Below are 15,979 nucleotides of genomic sequence, written 5' to 3' on the forward strand. Positions count from 1 at the left end.
CTGACAGGCGGCGCCTGCCTCCACAGGCGCCGCCTTCCTACACTCAAAACAGCGAGGTCAGCCATGAGACATGGCAATCGCAGGCTGGACGTGGTCCTGCTCCTGGGCGTGGTCGCATTGACCCTGTTGCCCTGGTATCGGATCGAGAACGGCTTCTTCGGGTTCGGTTGGCTGGCCGGCTTCCCCCTTTCCACGGAGGCCGCACCCGGTCTCGTGCAGATCTTCGCGCATGGCCGGCTGTGGCTTGCCGCTGCGCTCGTGCTCCTTCTCCTGGCGGTCGCGGCTCGCGGCATGGCGGACCCGATGCGCCGCGGCGCCGTGCTCGCCTGGATCGGCGCGATCGGCGTTCTCTTCCTCTCGCTCCAGGGCCTCGCCATCGGCTTTTCCGGCTGGAACTGGACGGTGAGCGACACGCTCTTCGGCCCGCTCTCGAACGGCCAGCCCGCCATGGGGGCGGGCGCGGTCCTCTCTTCCATCACCTTCGTGCTGCTCTTCGCCTTCGGCCTTGCCGACCGCGGCGTGATGAAGGGCGATGCCTTCGTCGTCAGCGCTATCGCGCTGCTGGTCTTCCTCGTCGCCGTCTTCGTCTTCTATCCGATCGGCAGCATGTTCATCGGTTCGGTGCAGGATTTCGACGGCTCGTTCAATGCGGATAACTTTATCCGCAATATCCAGGATCCGAGCATCTGGAGCCTCAACTGTGTGATCGGCGCCGGCCGCTGCGGCGTCGCCTGGCGCACGCTATGGCTCGCCATCATGACCGGCCTCGGCTCGACCCTGCTCGGGCTTGCCTTCGCGCTCGTCGCCACCCGCACGCGCTTTCCCTTCAAGAAGGGCCTGCGGCTGCTGACGATCCTGCCGATCATCACGCCGCCCTTCGTCATCGGTCTGGCGCTCACGCTGCTCTTCGGCCGTGCCGGTGTCGTCACGCAGGGGCTGTCGCAACTGCTCGGCCTAGAGCCCGGCCGCTGGCTCTACGGCCTCACCGGCATCTGGATCGCGCAGGTGCTGTCCTTCACGCCGATCTCCTTCCTCGTGCTGATCGGCGTCGTCGAAGGCGTCAGCCCATCGATGGAGGAGGCCTCCACGACGCTGCGCGCCGACCGCTGGCGCACCTTCCGGCGGGTGTCGCTGCCGCTGATGAAGCCTGGCCTCGCCAACGCCTTCCTCATAGGCTTCATCGAAAGCATGGCCGATTTCGGCAACCCGCTGGTGCTCGGCGGCAGCCATGGCGTGCTCTCGACGGAAATCTTCTTCGCCGTCGTCGGCTCGCAGAACGATCCATCACGCGCCGCCGTGCTCGCCATGGTGCTGCTCGCCTTCACGCTCTCCGCCTTCCTCGCCCAGCGCGTCTGGCTGTCGGGCAAGAATTTTGCCACCGTCACCGGCAAGGGCGACAGCGGATCGCATATCGCCCTGCCGCGCGGGCTGTCGATCGGCGTTCACGCCGTCGTCATCCCGTGGATCCTCTTCACGCTCGTCATCTACGGCATGATCCTGATCGGCGGCTTCGTGAAGACCTGGGGCCTCGACAATTCGCTGACGCTCGACCACTACGCCAAGGCCTTCTCGATCAGCTTCGAAAACGGGATCGCCTGGACGGGTGTCGCCTGGAACTCGTTCTGGACGACGATGGAGATCGCGCTGATCTCCGCCCCGCTGACCGCCGCCGTCGGTCTGCTGACGGCCTATATCATCGTGCGTCAGAAATTCGCCGGCAAGAATGCCTTTGAATTCGCCCTGATGATGAGCTTTGCCATTCCCGGCACGGTCATCGGCGTGAGCTACATCATGGCCTTCAACCTGCCGCCGCTCGAGATGACCGGCTCGGCGCTGATCCTGATCGCCTGCTTCGTCTTCCGCAACATGCCGGTCGGTGTGCGCGGCGGCATCGCTGCGATGAGCCAGCTCGACAAGAGCCTGGACGAAGCCTCGCTGACGCTCCGGGCCAACAGCTTCCGCACGATCCGCAAGGTCATTTTGCCGCTCCTGCGTCCTGCCATCACCGCCGCGCTCGTTTATTCCTTCGTGCGTGCCATCACCTCCATCAGCGCCGTCATCTTCCTCGTCAGCGCCGAGTACAACATGGCGACCTCCTACATCGTCGGTCTCGTCGAGAATGGCGAATACGGCGTAGCGATCGCCTATTCCTCCATGCTGATCGTCGTGATGATCACCGTCATCGCCGGCTTCCAGCTCATCGTGGGCGAGCGGCGCCTGCGCCGTGAAAACCGCGTCGCCGGCCTCGCCACCTCCGCTTCCTCTCGTCAGGAGAAAATCGCATGATCAACCAGAAAGCCGGTTCCGTCGTCTTCCAGAACGTGCGCAAGACGTTCGGCGCCTTCACCGCCATTGCCGACCTTTCGCTCACCATCGAGCCCGGCACGCTCGTCACCCTGCTTGGCCCTTCCGGCTGCGGCAAGACGACGACGCTGCGCATGCTTGCCGGCCTCGAACATCCTTCGGCCGGAAAAATCCTGATCGGCGGCAAGGACGTCACCATGCTGCCGGCCAACGAGCGCGACGTCTCGATGGTCTTCCAGTCCTATGCGCTGTTTCCGCATATGAATGCGCGCGACAATGTCGCCTATGGCCTGGAATCCTCCGGCCTGAACCGCAGGCAAGCGCGCGAGAAGGCGGAGGAGGGGCTGGCGCTCGTCGGTCTTGCCGGCATGGGCCATCGCCTTCCCGCCGAACTCTCCGGCGGCCAGCAGCAGCGCGTCGCCGTCGCCCGCGCGCTGGTGCTGGAGCCGCAGGTGCTGCTGCTCGATGAGCCGCTCTCCAACCTCGATGCGCGCCTGCGCCGCAAGGTGCGCACGGATATCCGCCAACTCCAGCAGCGCCTCGGCTTCACGGCTGTCTACGTCACGCACGATCAGGACGAGGCGCTTGCCGTGTCCGACCGGATCATCATCATGAAGGATGGCGAAATCGCCCAGTCCGGCGCCCCGCGCGACCTCTACGAAGCGCCGGCTTCCGCCTTCATCGCCGATTTCATGGGGGAGGCGAACGTCATTCCCTGCGAGGTGGTCGGCATCGATGGCGCCGATGCTGAAATCCGCATTGGCGGTTTCAAGCATCGCGTGCCCGCCGGTCGGGCGACGCCGGGTGCCGCAAGCCTTGCCGTCCGGCCCGGCGCCATCGCGCTTTCCGAGGGACGCGGGCAGGGGCTTGCCGGCCGTATCCTGCATTCCGCCTATCTTGGAGATCATGTCGAGTACGAGGTTGAAACCGACGTCGGCACGCTCTTCATCGTCGATCACGCCGTCGACCGCATCCTGCCGGTCGCCTCCGACGCCACGCTCGGCTTTCGAGGCCGCGGCATCGCCCTCATCAGCGGATGAGCCTCTAATATCTGAACATTCGGTCGGTGCGGGCGCTTAATTCCCGCAGCGACGACACTCAATGCAAGGAGTACCAGCATCATGTCGCAAGAGACGGAACTTGATACACGCTTCGCCTTCGCCAGAGCGGTGGCACAGGAGGCGGGCGCCATGGCGCTCGATTATTTCAACAGGCGCGAAACGCTCGTCATCGAAACGAAGCGGGATCTGCAGGATGTCGTGTCCATTGCCGACCGCAACGTCGAGACGTTCATCCGCCGGCGCGTGGCGGAAGCTTTTGGGGCAGACGGGTTTCTCGGCGAGGAATACGGGTATCAGGAAGGGCAGTCGGGATTGACATGGGTGGTCGATCCGATCGACGGAACGGCGCCCTTCGTCAACGGCATGCCGACATGGTGTGTATCGATTGCCGTTCTGCACCGCGGTGTGCCGGTGATCGGCGTCATCCATGTTCCATGCGCTGATGAACTCTACGCAGCGGCAGCGGGCATGGGTGCGAGCCTCAACGGCAAGAACCTCAGCCTCGACCCATCACGGACTTTGCAGAATGCAATGACGGGCATCGGCTGCAACACCTATGTCACACCGGAACGGGTAGGCGCGATTGTCGCTGCCTTGCTCGGCAAAGGCGGCAATTTCATCCGCAATGGCTCCGGTGCCCTGATGCTGGCCTATGTGGCCGCGGGCCGGCTCGTTGGTTACTACGAGCCCCACATGCGCGCCTGGGACTGCATGGCCGGCTACTGCCTCGTCAGAGAGGCCGGTGGGACTCATCTAGCCTTCCCGGCTGAGGGCGAAGCCTTGCTGCAGGGCCATCCGGTGCTGGCCAGCAATCAGACGGTCTATGCCGATCTGCTGGCAATCCACACCGGCTGAACCTTCCAGACACCCAGCGAGTGTCGTGTCACCGGCGAGCAACTCCCACGCCAGACGTATTCTCGAAGGTCCTTGACTTTCATCAGAGCGGAGGGCTCCTAACGAAATCAGAAAATGACGAAATGGCTCAAGGATAGTGGATAAGATCGTGCATTGGATCGCCAGTGCCATTGGAGTGCTTATCGCGTATTTACTCGGTTCAATACCGACGGGATATCTTCTCGGAAAGTTCCTGCGCAACATCGATGTCCCACTGAGCCGGCCATAACGCGCCACGACCACTTCCACGAACGACATACCAGACGGACTGGCTGCTGACGGATGAGAACCGCTCCGCTAAGGACGGTGCCGAGCGGAATCCTGCTCACGCCAATTATGGCGCGCTGGCGCGTGAGGGCTTTCGAGTCATTGCCCAGCATGTTGCTATGTTGTTCACGTTCTGGACGAAGAAGATCGCATAAAGAGATCGACAGGACGTGGCTGCGTACGGACGAACGGAAAAATCCCCGATTCCGAACACATAGCTATCTCCGGCGAGGGATCTCCAGTTCGAATCTTTTCAACTGCAGTCAAACATCGGATGTTGGTGTCTCAGGTGCCGCTCCCATCAGCTCAACTCATCGAGAGTTAGCCTGCTGCCCAATACTAGGCTAACGAGCGGTGCAGACGGTCGCCGCGCAGCGATGATTATGACGTGACCCAGTCCGCAAAGACTTTCGAGAGCCGACGTTGGCTGCCACTTTTGGGATAAGCCAAGTAATGTCCGATGTAACGATTGTCTCTACTGTTGGTGAAGGGGCGCACAAGGCGGCCGCTTTCTAGTTCCCGATTTGCGAGAGTGTTGGATTCTAAAGCAACCCCCAAACCATTTGCTGCCGCGTCAACCGCGAGAAAACTTCTGTCGAAGCTCATCGCAGGAAAAGGAGGGGGACCGAGATTGTTGAGTTCGAACCAGTCGATCCATTGAATGCGCTTTAAATCGCTTCTGATAAGTGGCAGGTGTTCAAGATCGCGCGGCGTTTTCAGCCGCTCTGCCATTTTCGGACTGCACAGGGGCGATACGACTTCCTCGCCAAGAGGCACGACGATGAGATCCTCCCGGTTGGAAGGCTCGCCGTAAACAATATCAACGTCGAAGAGGCCGTCAACGAACCGTGCGTAATTCGTGCTCGCCGCCACTCTGACTTCTACCCCTTTGTTCTTGCTGAGAAAGTCTGGAAGCCGGGCTGACAGCACCTGCGCTGCATAGCTAGGGGCGCAATGAACCCGCAAAAGATGCGCCTTGTTCGATGAAATCATCTCAACACCACGCCGAAGCTCTTCGAATGCATTCGAGGCATGGGAGAGGAGCGTCTGCCCGGCAAGCGTAAGGCTGACCTTGCGTGTGCTGCGTTCAAACAGAGAGGTGCCTAAGTCCCGTTCCAGCTTTGCAATCGCGTGGCTGACAGCACTTGGCGACAGGTGCAATTCTTCCGCGGCAGCACGGAAGGAAGCAAGTCGGGCCGCGGCTTCAAAGATGCGGACAGCGGAGAGGGAAGCCATCTGTAACATCCGATTAGTGAACCAGATTCACCTACCGTTGTAAACTTCGCGTTTGTCGAACGTCGCCGACTAAGTCAGGTTCGCCCAGCAAGCCAACTGACTTGTCGATGATTTGCCAGATGCTCGGGAAGCATCGGGAGGAGATTACATGCTACTGAATGGGAAGACCGCGGTCATTTCGGGCGCGGCGAGCAGGCGCGGCATCGGTCGTGCCACCGCACAGCTTTTCGCCGAGCACGGCGCCCGCGTCGCGATCCTTGATATAGACACTGATGCCGCCGCAGAAGCCGCTGCGGCCTTGCCAACCGTCAACACCGGGGCGCACATCGGCCTCCGCTGCGACGTCGCCGCTAAGGACTCCTGCACGAAGGCCGCCTCCGAGGTCATCGCATCTTTCGGTGCGGTCAACGCGCTGATCAACAACGCTGGTATTACGCAGCCCGTCACAACGTTGGACATCACGGATGCCGATTGGCAACGGATTATCGCCGTCAATATGACGGGCGTGCTGTTTCTCAGTCAGGCTTTCATACCCTATATGCGCGACAACGGCGGCGGATCGATTGCCTGCATGTCTTCAGTCTCGGCGCAGCGTGGCGGTGGGATCTTCGGCGGCCCCCATTATTCCGCCGCGAAGGCAGGCGTTCTGGGCCTCGCCAAGGCAATGGCCCGCGAATTCGGGCCGGCGGGAATCCGCGTCAACTCGGTAACGCCCGGTTTGATCCAGACGGATATCACCGGCGGCAAACTCACCGACCAGATGCGTGCCGACATCATCAAGGGCATTCCGTTGAGCCGGCTCGGGGAGGCGACCGACGTCGCCAACATCTACCTGTTCCTTGCATCGGACCTGTCGGCCTACGTCACCGGTGCGGTGATCGACGTCAACGGCGGCATGCTCATTCACTGAGACCCGCCGCCAACCGACCAGGGGACACCCACATGACTCAGATTGGACACAACATCAGCCTGGCCGAGCGGGCCCGCCGCATCCGACGTCATGCGCTGCGCATGGGTGAAGTTCAGGGGCAGGGCTATATCGCGCAGGCGCTCGGGGTCGCCGACGTGCTCGCGGTCTCATATTTCCATGCCACGAATTACCGGCCGGAGGATCCGGAATGGGAGGGTCGCGACAGGTTCCTGTTGTCGATTGGTCACTACGCCATCGCGCTCTATGCAGCGCTGATCGAGGCCAAGATCGTTCCCGAGGACGAACTGGAGACCTATGGCACCGACGACAGCCGTCTCCCGATGTCGGGCATGTCCGCCTACACGCCGGGCATGGAGATCACCGGAGGATCTCTCGGGCATGGTCTTGGCATTGCCGTCGGGATGGCTCTCGCTCTGAAGCGAAAGAAGTCGTCATCCTTCGTCTATAACCTGTTTTCCGACGGTGAACTTGACGAAGGCTCGACATGGGAAGCGGCGATGTCGGCCGGATCGTACAAGCTCGACAACCTGATAGGGATTGTCGACGTCAATCAGATGCAAGCCGACGGTCCGTCGATCGGCGTGCTCAATTTCGAACCGCTGGGCCCCAAATTCGAAGCCTTCGGCTGGTTCGTTCAACGGGTGGACGGGAACGACATCAATGCGCTCGTGAAGGCATTCGACGCCGCTCGCAGCCACACGGATGAGAAGCCTCGCATCATCATCTGCGACACGAAGATGGCGAAGGGGGTGCCCTTCCTTGAGGCGCGCGATCGAAACCACTTCCTGCGGGTGGAACCTCACGAATGGGCGGAAGCCCTCAGGATCATCGATGGGGGAGTGGAAGCATGAGGCGTTCGAAATACATTCGGCCGGCGCATCTCGAAAACGGCAGCGACAAGCCCCGCCTGACGACGTCGGCGATGATCGCATCGATAGCCGGACCCGATCAACCGACGAGACCGGCACCCTTCGGCAACGCACTTGCCGCTCTGGCGCGGAAGGATGAGCGTGTCGTCGGTATGTCCGCCGACTTGGCAAAATATACCGACCTGCACGTTTTCCGCGCGGTGCATCCCGACCGCTTCTACCAAATGGGCATGGCCGAACAGCTATTGATGATGTCGGCGGCGGGAATGGCGCGCGAAGGCTTTCAGCCGTGGGTGACGACTTACGCCGTCTTCGCCTCCCGACGAGCCTACGACTTCATCTGCTTGGCGATTGCCGAGGAGATGCTGGACGTGAAGATCGTGTGCGCGCTTCCGGGTCTGACGACAGGTTATGGTCCGAGCCACCAGGCGACCGAAGATCTCGCAATGTTCCGAGGGATGCCGAACCTGACGATCCTCGACCCCTGCGACGCAAGCGAAATCGAACAGGCCGTTCCGGCGATCGCCGCCCATAAGGGTCCGGTCTACATGCGCCTTCTGCGCGGCAACGTTCCACTGGTTCTGGAGGAATACGGCTACAAGTTCGAGCTCGGCAAGGCGAAGCTGCTACGCGATGGCCGGGATACGCTCATTATCTCGTCGGGGCTGATGACGATGCGCGCGCTCGAGGCTGCCAAGCAGCTTCAAAACGACGGCGTCGACGCAGCGGTACTGCACGTTCCAACAATCAAACCTCTCGACGAGCCCACGATCATCGCCGAATGCGGGAAGAGCGGGCGCCTTGTGGTCGTAGCGGAAAACCACACTGTCATCGGCGGACTCGGTGAGGCAGTCGCCGGAACGCTGTTGCGTGCCGGCGTCGCACCGCCGGCCTTTCGGCAGATCGGCCTGCCCGACCAGTTCCTGGAGGCGGGCGCCTTGCCGACGCTCCATGACCAATACGGCCTGTCGACCTTCAAGGTGACGGAAGCGGTCAAGGCATGGCTCTCGACCTGACGCCGTCGGCCGGTTGAGGAGATGCCGGCCGTTTAAACAAGCTTGTGATGGAGGATGAAATGAGCTTGCAGATCAATCGAAGATTTTTCCTGGCGACCGCCGCTGCTGCGCTCGCGGCCCCGGCAATCGTGCTTTCAAGCCGATCCGCTAGCGCTGCCGCCACGACCCTCACCCTTGGCCATGGCGCCGCTCCCGGCAATCCCAGAACTGTGGCCGCAGATAAGTTTGCGGAACTCGTCAAGCAGAAGACTGAAGGTCGTATCCAGATCAACGTCGCAGGCTCCGAAACACTTGGCAGCGACTCGGCGATGTTGACCAGTCTGCGGACCGGCGCGCTCGACTTTACCGCCAACAGTCAGGGCGCCACTTCGGCGATCGTTCCGGAACTCAGCGCGCTCGGCCTGCCGTTCCTGTTCGAAAACACCGACAAGGCTGTGGCAGTCTTGAATGGTCCGGTGGGGGCCGAGCTCAACCGGCGCTTCGAAGCGGTCGGAGTCGTACCGCTCGACTGGTGGGACAACGGCATCCGGCACCTGACGAACTCGAAGCGGGAGGTGACTTCGCCTTCTGACCTGGCGGGCATGAAAATCAGGACGCCGGCCGATCCGATGACGATCGACATCTTCCAGGCTTTGGGTGCAGGGACCGAACAGATCGCCTTCGGCGAACTCTACATCGCCTTGCAGCAGGGCGTTGTCGACGGACAGGAGAATCCACTCGCGAACATCGAAAGTTCGAAGCTCCATGAAGTCAACAAGTACATCAGCCTGACCGCCCACAAGTGGGAATCCACCCCGTTCCTGATGTCGAAGATCGCCCAGGCCCGCTTGGGGTCTGATTTAGAGGCGGTCGAGGCCGCGGCAAAGGAGGCGGGCGCTCTGCAGCGGAAGCTCTCGAGCGAGAAGGCCGCGCAAGTGCTGGAGAACTTCAAGAAGAACTCTGCGGTCGAGGTCGTGGAAGTCGATCGCGATGCTTTCGTCAAGGCGACCGCTTCCGTCGCGGACAATTGGAAGAAGAAGCCGTTCGGCGATTTCGTCACCCAGGTGGAAGCTGCCGCGAGGGGCTGAGGCTCCTCCCCGAAATACGGAGGCCTCATGAGCAGGTTCTATTCAGCCGTCGAGCTGGTCGCCGGCACTATCGTTATCTTAGCGAGATCGGTCATCATCGTCAGCGGTATCGCGCTGACGGCGGTCACCACGGCCAATGTCATCGCTCGATATGTTTCGGCGAGCGGCGGACTTTCGTTCGCCCAGGAATTGCCGATGCTGATGTTTCCATGGTTCATCATCGCCGGGATCATCATTGCAGCCCATGCGGGCGGGCACATGGCCGTCGAATGGCTCTACGAAAAGCTCGAAGGCAGTGCTCGGACGATGGCCCTCATCGTGGCGAACGCGATCAGCGTCGCCGCATTTCTGGTGCTGGCATATCAGGCGACCGTGGTGGCCGAGATCGCCGGGGCTGAACATAGCCCCGTTCTGCAGCTTCCGAACAGCATCGGCTATTACTCGCTGTCGATCGGCGCGGTGCTCGTGTCCATCGTTACCATCGCCGCGACCGTCCGCGTTCTCCGCCTCGGCTGGGATCACCGCCTCGAAATCAAGCCCGAGGAGATAGCGCTATGACACTCGTGATGATCGTTTCCTTCTGCGTCCTCATGGTTCTCGCCGTTCCCGTCGGCTATGGGCTGATCATCGCAGCGGGGCTTGGAGTCCTATTCAACGGTTACGTCCCGCTCTCGGTGGTCGCCCAGCAGGTCTACGACCAGACCCAATCCTTCCCGATGCTGGCGCTCCCGTTCTTCATGCTTGCCGGCACGCTGATGCTTGGCGGTGAACTGGGGCGTCAGCTCCTGGAGCTCGCCTCTCGCGCGATGCAACGGTGGCGGGGCGGACCCTTGTCGACCACGGTCGTATCCTCCGTCGTCTTTGGCGGCGTATCCGGCTCGGCTGTGGCGAATGCGAGCGCGCTCGGCTCCGTTCTCATCCCCTGGCAGAAGAAGCACGGGTTTCCGCCGGCGCTCTGCGCCGCCAACAATGCGACCTCTGCTGTCATCGACGTCCTCATCCCGCCGTCGATCCCGATGATCCTCTACGCTCTGATCAGCGGCGTCAGCGTAGGCGACCTGTTCATCTCCGGCATTGTTCCCGGGCTGATCATGGCGGCGAGCTTCGTGTTCGTCTGCTGGTATGTCTCCGTGAGGCGGGGGTATGCCGTCGAAGCCGTGAAGGTCCGCAAGCGGGAGCTGGCGCGACTGGCACTGCAGAGTTTCCCGGCAATCCTGCTGCCGATCCTGATCATCGTCTTTTTGCGATCCGGCCTGGCGACGCCGACAGAGGTCTCGGTCCTCTCGGTCGTTTACTCGCTGCTGCTCAGCATCCTCTTCTACCGTGATCTGACCTGGAAACGCTTCTGCGATAACATGGTGGAAGCGGGCGTCGCGACGGGCGTGGTCATGCTGGTGATCATGGGAAGCGCTGCGGTCGGCTGGGTTCTGACATTCGATCAGGCTCCGCAGCACATGGCCGAGTGGGTCTCGACGCACATCTCCAGCCCGATCGTCATCATTCTCATGATGAACCTGATCATGCTGGTCGTCGGCATGCCGCTCGACATGCCGCCGGCGATCCTCCTGCTCGGACCAATCTTCGTTCCTCTGGCCGATTCCATCGGTCTCGATCGGGTCCAACTCGGCCTGATGATGGTGATTAATCTGGGGATTGGTCTCTATACGCCGCCAATCGGGACGACGCTGTTCATCTCATCGTCCATCGCAAAAGCGCCTTTGGGAACGACGACCAACGAACTCTGGCCGTTTTTCGGCATGGCCATGCTCCTCCTGCTGGCGGTCAGCTTTGTACCTGCCCTGACAATCTACTGAGGAGCGTTCAATGAGCGAAACGTCAAAGAACGTCATCACCGTCCGAGGACTTACAAAGTCCTACGGTGCGACCTCGGTCCTCAAAGGCGTCAACTTTTCCGTTGCGCGGGGGGAGGTTCATGCGCTGCTCGGCGGCAATGGCGCCGGCAAGTCGACGATGATCAAGATCATCACCGGCGCGGCCTCGCGCAACGATGGAGAGATTCACTTCTTCGACAGCGGGGGCAGCAAACGCAGCGAGGCCGAGGGCAGGGCGAAGGTCGCGGTCGTGCACCAGGAACTTGCGCTGCTGCCGCATCTGACTGTCGCCGAAAATATTGCCCTGCCGCATCACAGGAGAGGCGCGGCCTTGTTTCGGCGTGCGGCCGCGGCGGCACAAGCCTACGACGCGCTGCGGATGATCGACCAGGACTTTGCCGCCAGGTCCTTGCACAGGCTGGTTGGGAGCCTCAGCCTCCACGAAGGTCAGATGGTTGAAATTGCCAGGGCTCTTTCGTCGGGTGCGGAATTGATCCTCCTCGACGAGCCGACTGCCAATCTCACAGCTCTTGAGACGGAGAGGCTATTTGCGGTCCTGCGGCGGCTTACTCGCGATACCGGTCTGTCGGTTGTGTTCGTCTCGCACCGAATGAAGGAGATCAGGCAAATTGCCAATGTCTGCACGATCATCCGCGACGGCCGCACGGTGGTCGATCGTCAGCCGATGGAAGAGCTGACGGACGCCGGCATCATCGAAAAGATGGGGCAGGTGGCATCTTCTCATGCACCGCTAGGGGCGCCGCGGGTCGCATACCGGTCGGACGCCTCCGCTTCGACGGACACCATCACACTCGAGGAGGCAGGTTTCAGTCTGGAACTGCAGCCAGGCACAGTGTTCGGCGTGGCTGGCGCACCGGCTGGACCGGCAGCTCTGATCGAAGGACTGACAGGCGCCGCCCGGAAGAAGCGATGGACGGTTGCGCGTGCGGGATGGCCGGACCGGCTCCAATCGCCGCGCAAAGCCGCCCGCCTGGGAGCGGGATATGTGACCGGCGATCGGGCACACAAGGGAATCCTCCACAGTCTTCCGATCATCGATAACGTCATGGCGTCCCGCCGCGTGACCAGAGGCGCGCTCCTCGCCGGGGGCTCAGAAGCGGCCGAATGCCTCGATCTGCTGAAGGCCTTGAAGGTGAAGGCCGCTTCGGTCTGGGATCTGCCGAGCACGCTGAGCGGTGGCACGCAGCAGAAGCTGCTGCTTGCCCGCTGGCTAGGCGTGCCCTCCCGGCTGCTGGTCCTCGAGGAACCGACCAGAGGCGTCGATATCGGAACCAAGCGTGAGATCTATCAGCTTATCAGACAAATGGCCGCTTCAGGCACGGTGATCGTCTGGTGGTCTACGGAAAATGTCGAACTGCTGGAAGTCTGCGACCGCGTCATCGCCTTCGACACCGAGGGACGGTGTGCCGGTGTGATGGACCGCGATGACTTCAGTGAAGAGAAACTTGTTACCTTGACTGGAATGGCCGCATGACTGGGACCCGGGCACACATCGCGCCGACTGAGGCGCCGGCAACACAAATCAGGCAGCGGGAAAGCCTCTTTAGCGCCTACAGGACCGAAATCGCGATCGCTTTGGCCATCGTGCTGCTGGCCCTTGCGGTCGGCTCGCAGGTTCCTCAGGCGCTCACCTGGGGCAACTTCGCCAATATCACACAGGCCGGTGCGCCTCTTATCATCATGTCGTTGGGCGTCCTGCTTGTCGTCATCACCGGCGGTATCGACCTATCCGTCGGCTCGGTCTTCTCATTGACCGGCATGGTGACGGCGCAGGCGATGGCAAATGGGTTTGGCGGCATCTCGGCAAGCCTGATCGGTCTCGGCGTCGGACTTCTTTTCGGATCCATCAATGGCTTCCTCGTCACGATCGCCGGTCTGGCGCCGTTCGTCGTGACGCTCATCACCTTTGCCGTTGCCGGCTCGCTGGCCTTCATCGTCACCAACGGGCGCTCGATGCCGATCGGCGATCCGGACTTCTGGCTCCTCAACAGCGGCAACCTGATACCGGGCGTTCCGAATTACATTCTCTTCTGCGTGATCCTCCTGATCGCGATCGAGCTCTTCCTGAAGAAGATGGTGGCGGGGCGCTGGTTTTATGCTGTCGGCAGCAGTTCGACGGCCGCCTATCTGCTCGGCATCCCGGTCAAGCGGACGAAATTCATGGCCTATGTCGCATCGTCGCTCCTTGCGTCGTTCTCCGGCCTCCTGACGATCTCCTACATTCTCAACGCCGAATCCACGGCGGGGTCGAGCCTGATGCTCCAGGCCATAGCGGCGGTCGTAATCGGTGGAGCCAGTCTGTTGGGCGGCACGGGCACTGCGGTCGGCGCGGTGCTGGGAGCTCTGATGATCACCGTCATCCAGAACGGCGTCAACCTCATCGGCATCAACAGCTTCTGGCAAGGGTCCGTCACAGGTGTCGCCATTCTCATTGCGGTGCTCATCGACCGCTTCAGCAAGTCGCGGCGAGGGGCCGTTTGACATCAACCCGGCATGTCGCCGGACAAGTAGAGGAGGAACGAAAATGAAAAAACTTAAACAGGGGCTCAGGCTCGCTGCGGGTGTCGCAATCGCAACCTTAGCGATTTCTGCGGCAGCGCAGGCGGAAGACAAGAAAACGGTTGCCTATCTAGCCCCATCGCTCGACATCTCGTACTGGCAGTGGGTCGGCTACGGCGTAAAGGAAAAGGCGAATGAACTCGGCATGGACTATGTCGAATACACGTCTGAAAACTCGCCGGCAAAACAAATGGACAATGCCCGCACCGCCGTGACCAAGGGCGTCGACGCCATCGTGATCGGCCCGGTGAGCTCCACGAGCACGCCACCGCTTCTCGCATATTTGAAATCGCAGAACATCCCGATCGCCTTCGCGGGCATCGGTCCGCAGCCCGGCCAGACCGACTACACGTCATCGGTAACGGCTAACAACTACGAGACCGGCAAGGCACAGGGGGAGTTCGTCTGCAAGCTCGCCAAGGACCGCGGTGGTAATCAGGTCGGGATGTTGTCGCTGCCGCAAGACCGCGAAAATGCGCAAAAATACCTGAAGGGAGCGGAAGAGGCGTTCAAGGCAAGCGGTTGCGAATTGGCGCAGATGCTGGAGACAAGGGGGCTTACCGTCAACGAAGCGGTCACGCAGGCCAATGACATGTTGACGGCCCATCCTGATCTCAAGGCCATTTACGGCATGTATGACGAGGCCGGGACCGGCGCCGCCAAAGTGCTGCAGACCCGCGGTCTCACCGGCAAGGTCGGCATTGCGGTTGCTGATGGCAGCCCGACGACGATCGCGCTTTTAAAGTCGAACGCAATCCAGGGCATCTTCTTCCAGGAAGCTGTCGGGCAGGGAATAGACGGCACGCAGCAGGTGTTCAACGCGCTCTCCGGTGCGCCGGTCAAAAAGGATCTCGCTCTCGTCATGCCGCTCGTAACCGCGGACAAGGTTGATACCCCGGAAGCAAAGGCCGTCATAGCGCGTGTGTTTCCGCCGGCTTACTAACTTGGAATCGGGCGCCGGCGATCATCTCCGGCGTCCCTCCCAAGCGTGATCATATACAAGGGCAGCAATCATGGACGACCTACCAATCATCGATCCCCATTTCCATTTGTGGGATCTCGACAACAACTACTATCCATGGCTGTCGGACGGCGTGAGACCGTCTGCTTTCGGCGACTACACCGCGATCAACAAAACTTACCTCATCGACGATTTTCTGGCGGACGCCAGGAATCAGAACCTGGTGAAGGCAGTGCATCTCGACGTCGGATACGATCCGAAGGACCCTGCCGGCGAGACGCGTTGGCTGCAAAGTATGGCCGACAAGCACGGCTTCCCTCATGGGATTGTCGGATACGCCGACTTGCGCAAGCGCGACGTCGGCGATCTCCTGGACGAGCACATGTCCTATGCGAACTTCCGCGGCATCCGACAGTCGATGAACTTTCATGACGATGTCGCGAAAACCTATCTGACCGAACCGGAAGTCAGTCGGACGCCGGACTGGCGCAAAGGCTTCAAGGAGCTGGCACGGCGGGGCCTCAGCTTCGACCTTCAGCTCTATTACTGGCAGATGGAAGAATTCCTCGAACTCGCCCGCGATTTTCCCGACGTGCAGATCATTCTCAATCACACCGGCATGCAGGTCGATGGCCCTAGCCATTTCGAAGGATGGCGAAAGGGAATGCGCATGCTAGCCCGGGCACCCAATGTCGCATGCAAAATCTCCGGTCTCGGCATGGGAGATTGGACGTGGACGGTGGATAGCATCAGGCCTTACGTGGAGGAGGCAATCGCGGCATTCGGCGTCGACAGATGCATGTTCGCTTCGAATTTCCCAGTAGACAAGCTGTTCGGCAGCTATGACAAGATTATGGACAGTTTCAAGTCCATCACCGCTAGCTATTCACACGACGAACGAATTGCGCTGTTCCACGACAACGCCGCAAGATTCTATCGGATATAGAAGTCTCGGCAGCCG

At 61.1% G+C, this 15,979-nt stretch carries 14 protein-coding genes; 13 read left to right on the forward strand and 1 reads right to left on the reverse strand.

The window, feature by feature from the left end:
• The first annotated feature begins 63 nt into the window (after positions 1 to 63).
• From QD408_RS12565 to QD408_RS12575, 3 genes are all read left to right on the forward strand, one after another.
• Positions 64 to 2,286, forward strand: coding sequence for an ABC transporter permease (locus QD408_RS12565; RefSeq protein ID WP_414139528.1), 2,223 nt, complete (start codon positions 64 to 66; stop codon positions 2,284 to 2,286).
• Positions 2,283 to 3,344, forward strand: coding sequence for an ABC transporter ATP-binding protein (locus QD408_RS12570; protein ID WP_088682573.1), 1,062 nt, complete (start codon positions 2,283 to 2,285; stop codon positions 3,342 to 3,344). Before QD408_RS12565 ends, QD408_RS12570 begins: the two co-directional genes overlap by 4 nt.
• 81 nt (positions 3,345 to 3,425) lie before the next feature.
• Positions 3,426 to 4,220 carry an inositol monophosphatase family protein gene (locus tag QD408_RS12575; RefSeq protein ID WP_414139529.1) on the forward strand — a complete coding sequence of 265 codons (795 nt, stop codon included), beginning with the start codon at positions 3,426 to 3,428 and terminating at the stop codon, positions 4,218 to 4,220.
• Between the two features lie 687 nt (positions 4,221 to 4,907).
• On the opposite strand, the gene QD408_RS12580 is transcribed toward QD408_RS12575, so the two are convergent.
• Positions 4,908 to 5,771 carry a LysR substrate-binding domain-containing protein gene (locus QD408_RS12580; RefSeq protein WP_414139530.1) on the reverse strand — a complete coding sequence of 288 codons (864 nt, stop codon included), beginning with the start codon at positions 5,769 to 5,771 and terminating at the stop codon, positions 4,908 to 4,910.
• Between the two features lie 139 nt (positions 5,772 to 5,910).
• On the opposite strand from QD408_RS12580, the gene QD408_RS12585 reads away from it, so the two are divergent.
• The 10 genes from QD408_RS12585 to QD408_RS12630 all read left to right on the forward strand — a co-directional run bounded on the left by QD408_RS12585 (position 5,911) and on the right by QD408_RS12630 (position 15,964).
• A complete protein-coding gene (locus tag QD408_RS12585) occupies positions 5,911 to 6,672 on the forward strand; it encodes an SDR family NAD(P)-dependent oxidoreductase (RefSeq protein WP_088682570.1) in 762 nt (253 codons plus the stop codon).
• Positions 6,673 to 6,704: 32 nt separating this feature from the next.
• Complete coding sequence (locus QD408_RS12590; RefSeq protein ID WP_088682569.1) at positions 6,705 to 7,544, forward strand: transketolase; 840 nt, start codon at positions 6,705 to 6,707, stop codon at positions 7,542 to 7,544.
• Positions 7,541 to 8,578, forward strand: a complete 1,038-nt coding sequence (locus QD408_RS12595; protein ID WP_088682568.1) for a transketolase family protein — start codon at positions 7,541 to 7,543, stop codon at positions 8,576 to 8,578. The genes QD408_RS12590 and QD408_RS12595 overlap by 4 nt, the downstream gene beginning before the upstream one ends.
• 59 nt (positions 8,579 to 8,637) lie before the next feature.
• Positions 8,638 to 9,645 carry a TRAP transporter substrate-binding protein gene (locus QD408_RS12600; protein ID WP_414139531.1) on the forward strand — a complete coding sequence of 336 codons (1,008 nt, stop codon included), beginning with the start codon at positions 8,638 to 8,640 and terminating at the stop codon, positions 9,643 to 9,645.
• A 27-nt stretch (positions 9,646 to 9,672) separates the two neighbouring features.
• Positions 9,673 to 10,203, forward strand: coding sequence for a TRAP transporter small permease (locus QD408_RS12605; protein ID WP_414139532.1), 531 nt, complete (start codon positions 9,673 to 9,675; stop codon positions 10,201 to 10,203).
• Entirely contained in the window at positions 10,200 to 11,459 is a 1,260-nt protein-coding gene (locus QD408_RS12610) for a TRAP transporter large permease subunit (RefSeq protein ID WP_088682566.1), read from the forward strand. Before QD408_RS12605 ends, QD408_RS12610 begins: the two co-directional genes overlap by 4 nt.
• Before the next feature lie 10 nt (positions 11,460 to 11,469).
• A complete protein-coding gene (locus QD408_RS12615) occupies positions 11,470 to 12,972 on the forward strand; it encodes an ATP-binding cassette domain-containing protein (protein WP_088682565.1) in 1,503 nt (500 codons plus the stop codon).
• Positions 12,969 to 13,979, forward strand: a complete 1,011-nt coding sequence (locus QD408_RS12620) for an ABC transporter permease (RefSeq protein WP_088682564.1) — start codon at positions 12,969 to 12,971, stop codon at positions 13,977 to 13,979. Before QD408_RS12615 ends, QD408_RS12620 begins: the two co-directional genes overlap by 4 nt.
• Positions 13,980 to 14,022: 43 nt before the next feature.
• Positions 14,023 to 15,000, forward strand: a complete 978-nt coding sequence (locus QD408_RS12625; RefSeq protein WP_088682563.1) for a substrate-binding domain-containing protein — start codon at positions 14,023 to 14,025, stop codon at positions 14,998 to 15,000.
• A 70-nt stretch (positions 15,001 to 15,070) separates the two neighbouring features.
• The gene (locus QD408_RS12630) at positions 15,071 to 15,964 is read left to right on the forward strand and encodes an amidohydrolase family protein (RefSeq protein ID WP_088682562.1); all 894 of its coding nucleotides are present in this window, start codon (positions 15,071 to 15,073) and stop codon (positions 15,962 to 15,964) included.
• The last annotated feature ends 15 nt before the right edge of the window (positions 15,965 to 15,979 follow it).

Source organism: Rhizobium sp. BR 249, assembly GCF_047445895.1.
In the GTDB taxonomy this organism is placed as follows: domain Bacteria; phylum Pseudomonadota; class Alphaproteobacteria; order Rhizobiales; family Rhizobiaceae; genus Rhizobium.

Coding starts and splice junctions, on each gene's coding strand:
- QD408_RS12600 (WP_414139531.1), top strand. CDS start 8,638: ATGAGCTTGCAGATCAATCGAAGATTTTTCCTGGCGACCGCCGCTGCT.
- QD408_RS12625 (WP_088682563.1), top strand. CDS start 14,023: ATGAAAAAACTTAAACAGGGGCTCAGGCTCGCTGCGGGTGTCGCAATC.
- QD408_RS12595 (WP_088682568.1), top strand. CDS start 7,541: ATGAGGCGTTCGAAATACATTCGGCCGGCGCATCTCGAAAACGGCAGC.
- QD408_RS12590 (WP_088682569.1), top strand. CDS start 6,705: ATGACTCAGATTGGACACAACATCAGCCTGGCCGAGCGGGCCCGCCGC.
- QD408_RS12580 (WP_414139530.1), bottom strand. CDS start 5,771: ATGTTACAGATGGCTTCCCTCTCCGCTGTCCGCATCTTTGAAGCCGCG.
- QD408_RS12610 (WP_088682566.1), top strand. CDS start 10,200: ATGACACTCGTGATGATCGTTTCCTTCTGCGTCCTCATGGTTCTCGCC.
- QD408_RS12565 (WP_414139528.1), top strand. CDS start 64: ATGAGACATGGCAATCGCAGGCTGGACGTGGTCCTGCTCCTGGGCGTG.
- QD408_RS12630 (WP_088682562.1), top strand. CDS start 15,071: ATGGACGACCTACCAATCATCGATCCCCATTTCCATTTGTGGGATCTC.
- QD408_RS12605 (WP_414139532.1), top strand. CDS start 9,673: ATGAGCAGGTTCTATTCAGCCGTCGAGCTGGTCGCCGGCACTATCGTT.
- QD408_RS12615 (WP_088682565.1), top strand. CDS start 11,470: ATGAGCGAAACGTCAAAGAACGTCATCACCGTCCGAGGACTTACAAAG.
- QD408_RS12575 (WP_414139529.1), top strand. CDS start 3,426: ATGTCGCAAGAGACGGAACTTGATACACGCTTCGCCTTCGCCAGAGCG.
- QD408_RS12570 (WP_088682573.1), top strand. CDS start 2,283: ATGATCAACCAGAAAGCCGGTTCCGTCGTCTTCCAGAACGTGCGCAAG.
- QD408_RS12620 (WP_088682564.1), top strand. CDS start 12,969: ATGACTGGGACCCGGGCACACATCGCGCCGACTGAGGCGCCGGCAACA.
- QD408_RS12585 (WP_088682570.1), top strand. CDS start 5,911: ATGCTACTGAATGGGAAGACCGCGGTCATTTCGGGCGCGGCGAGCAGG.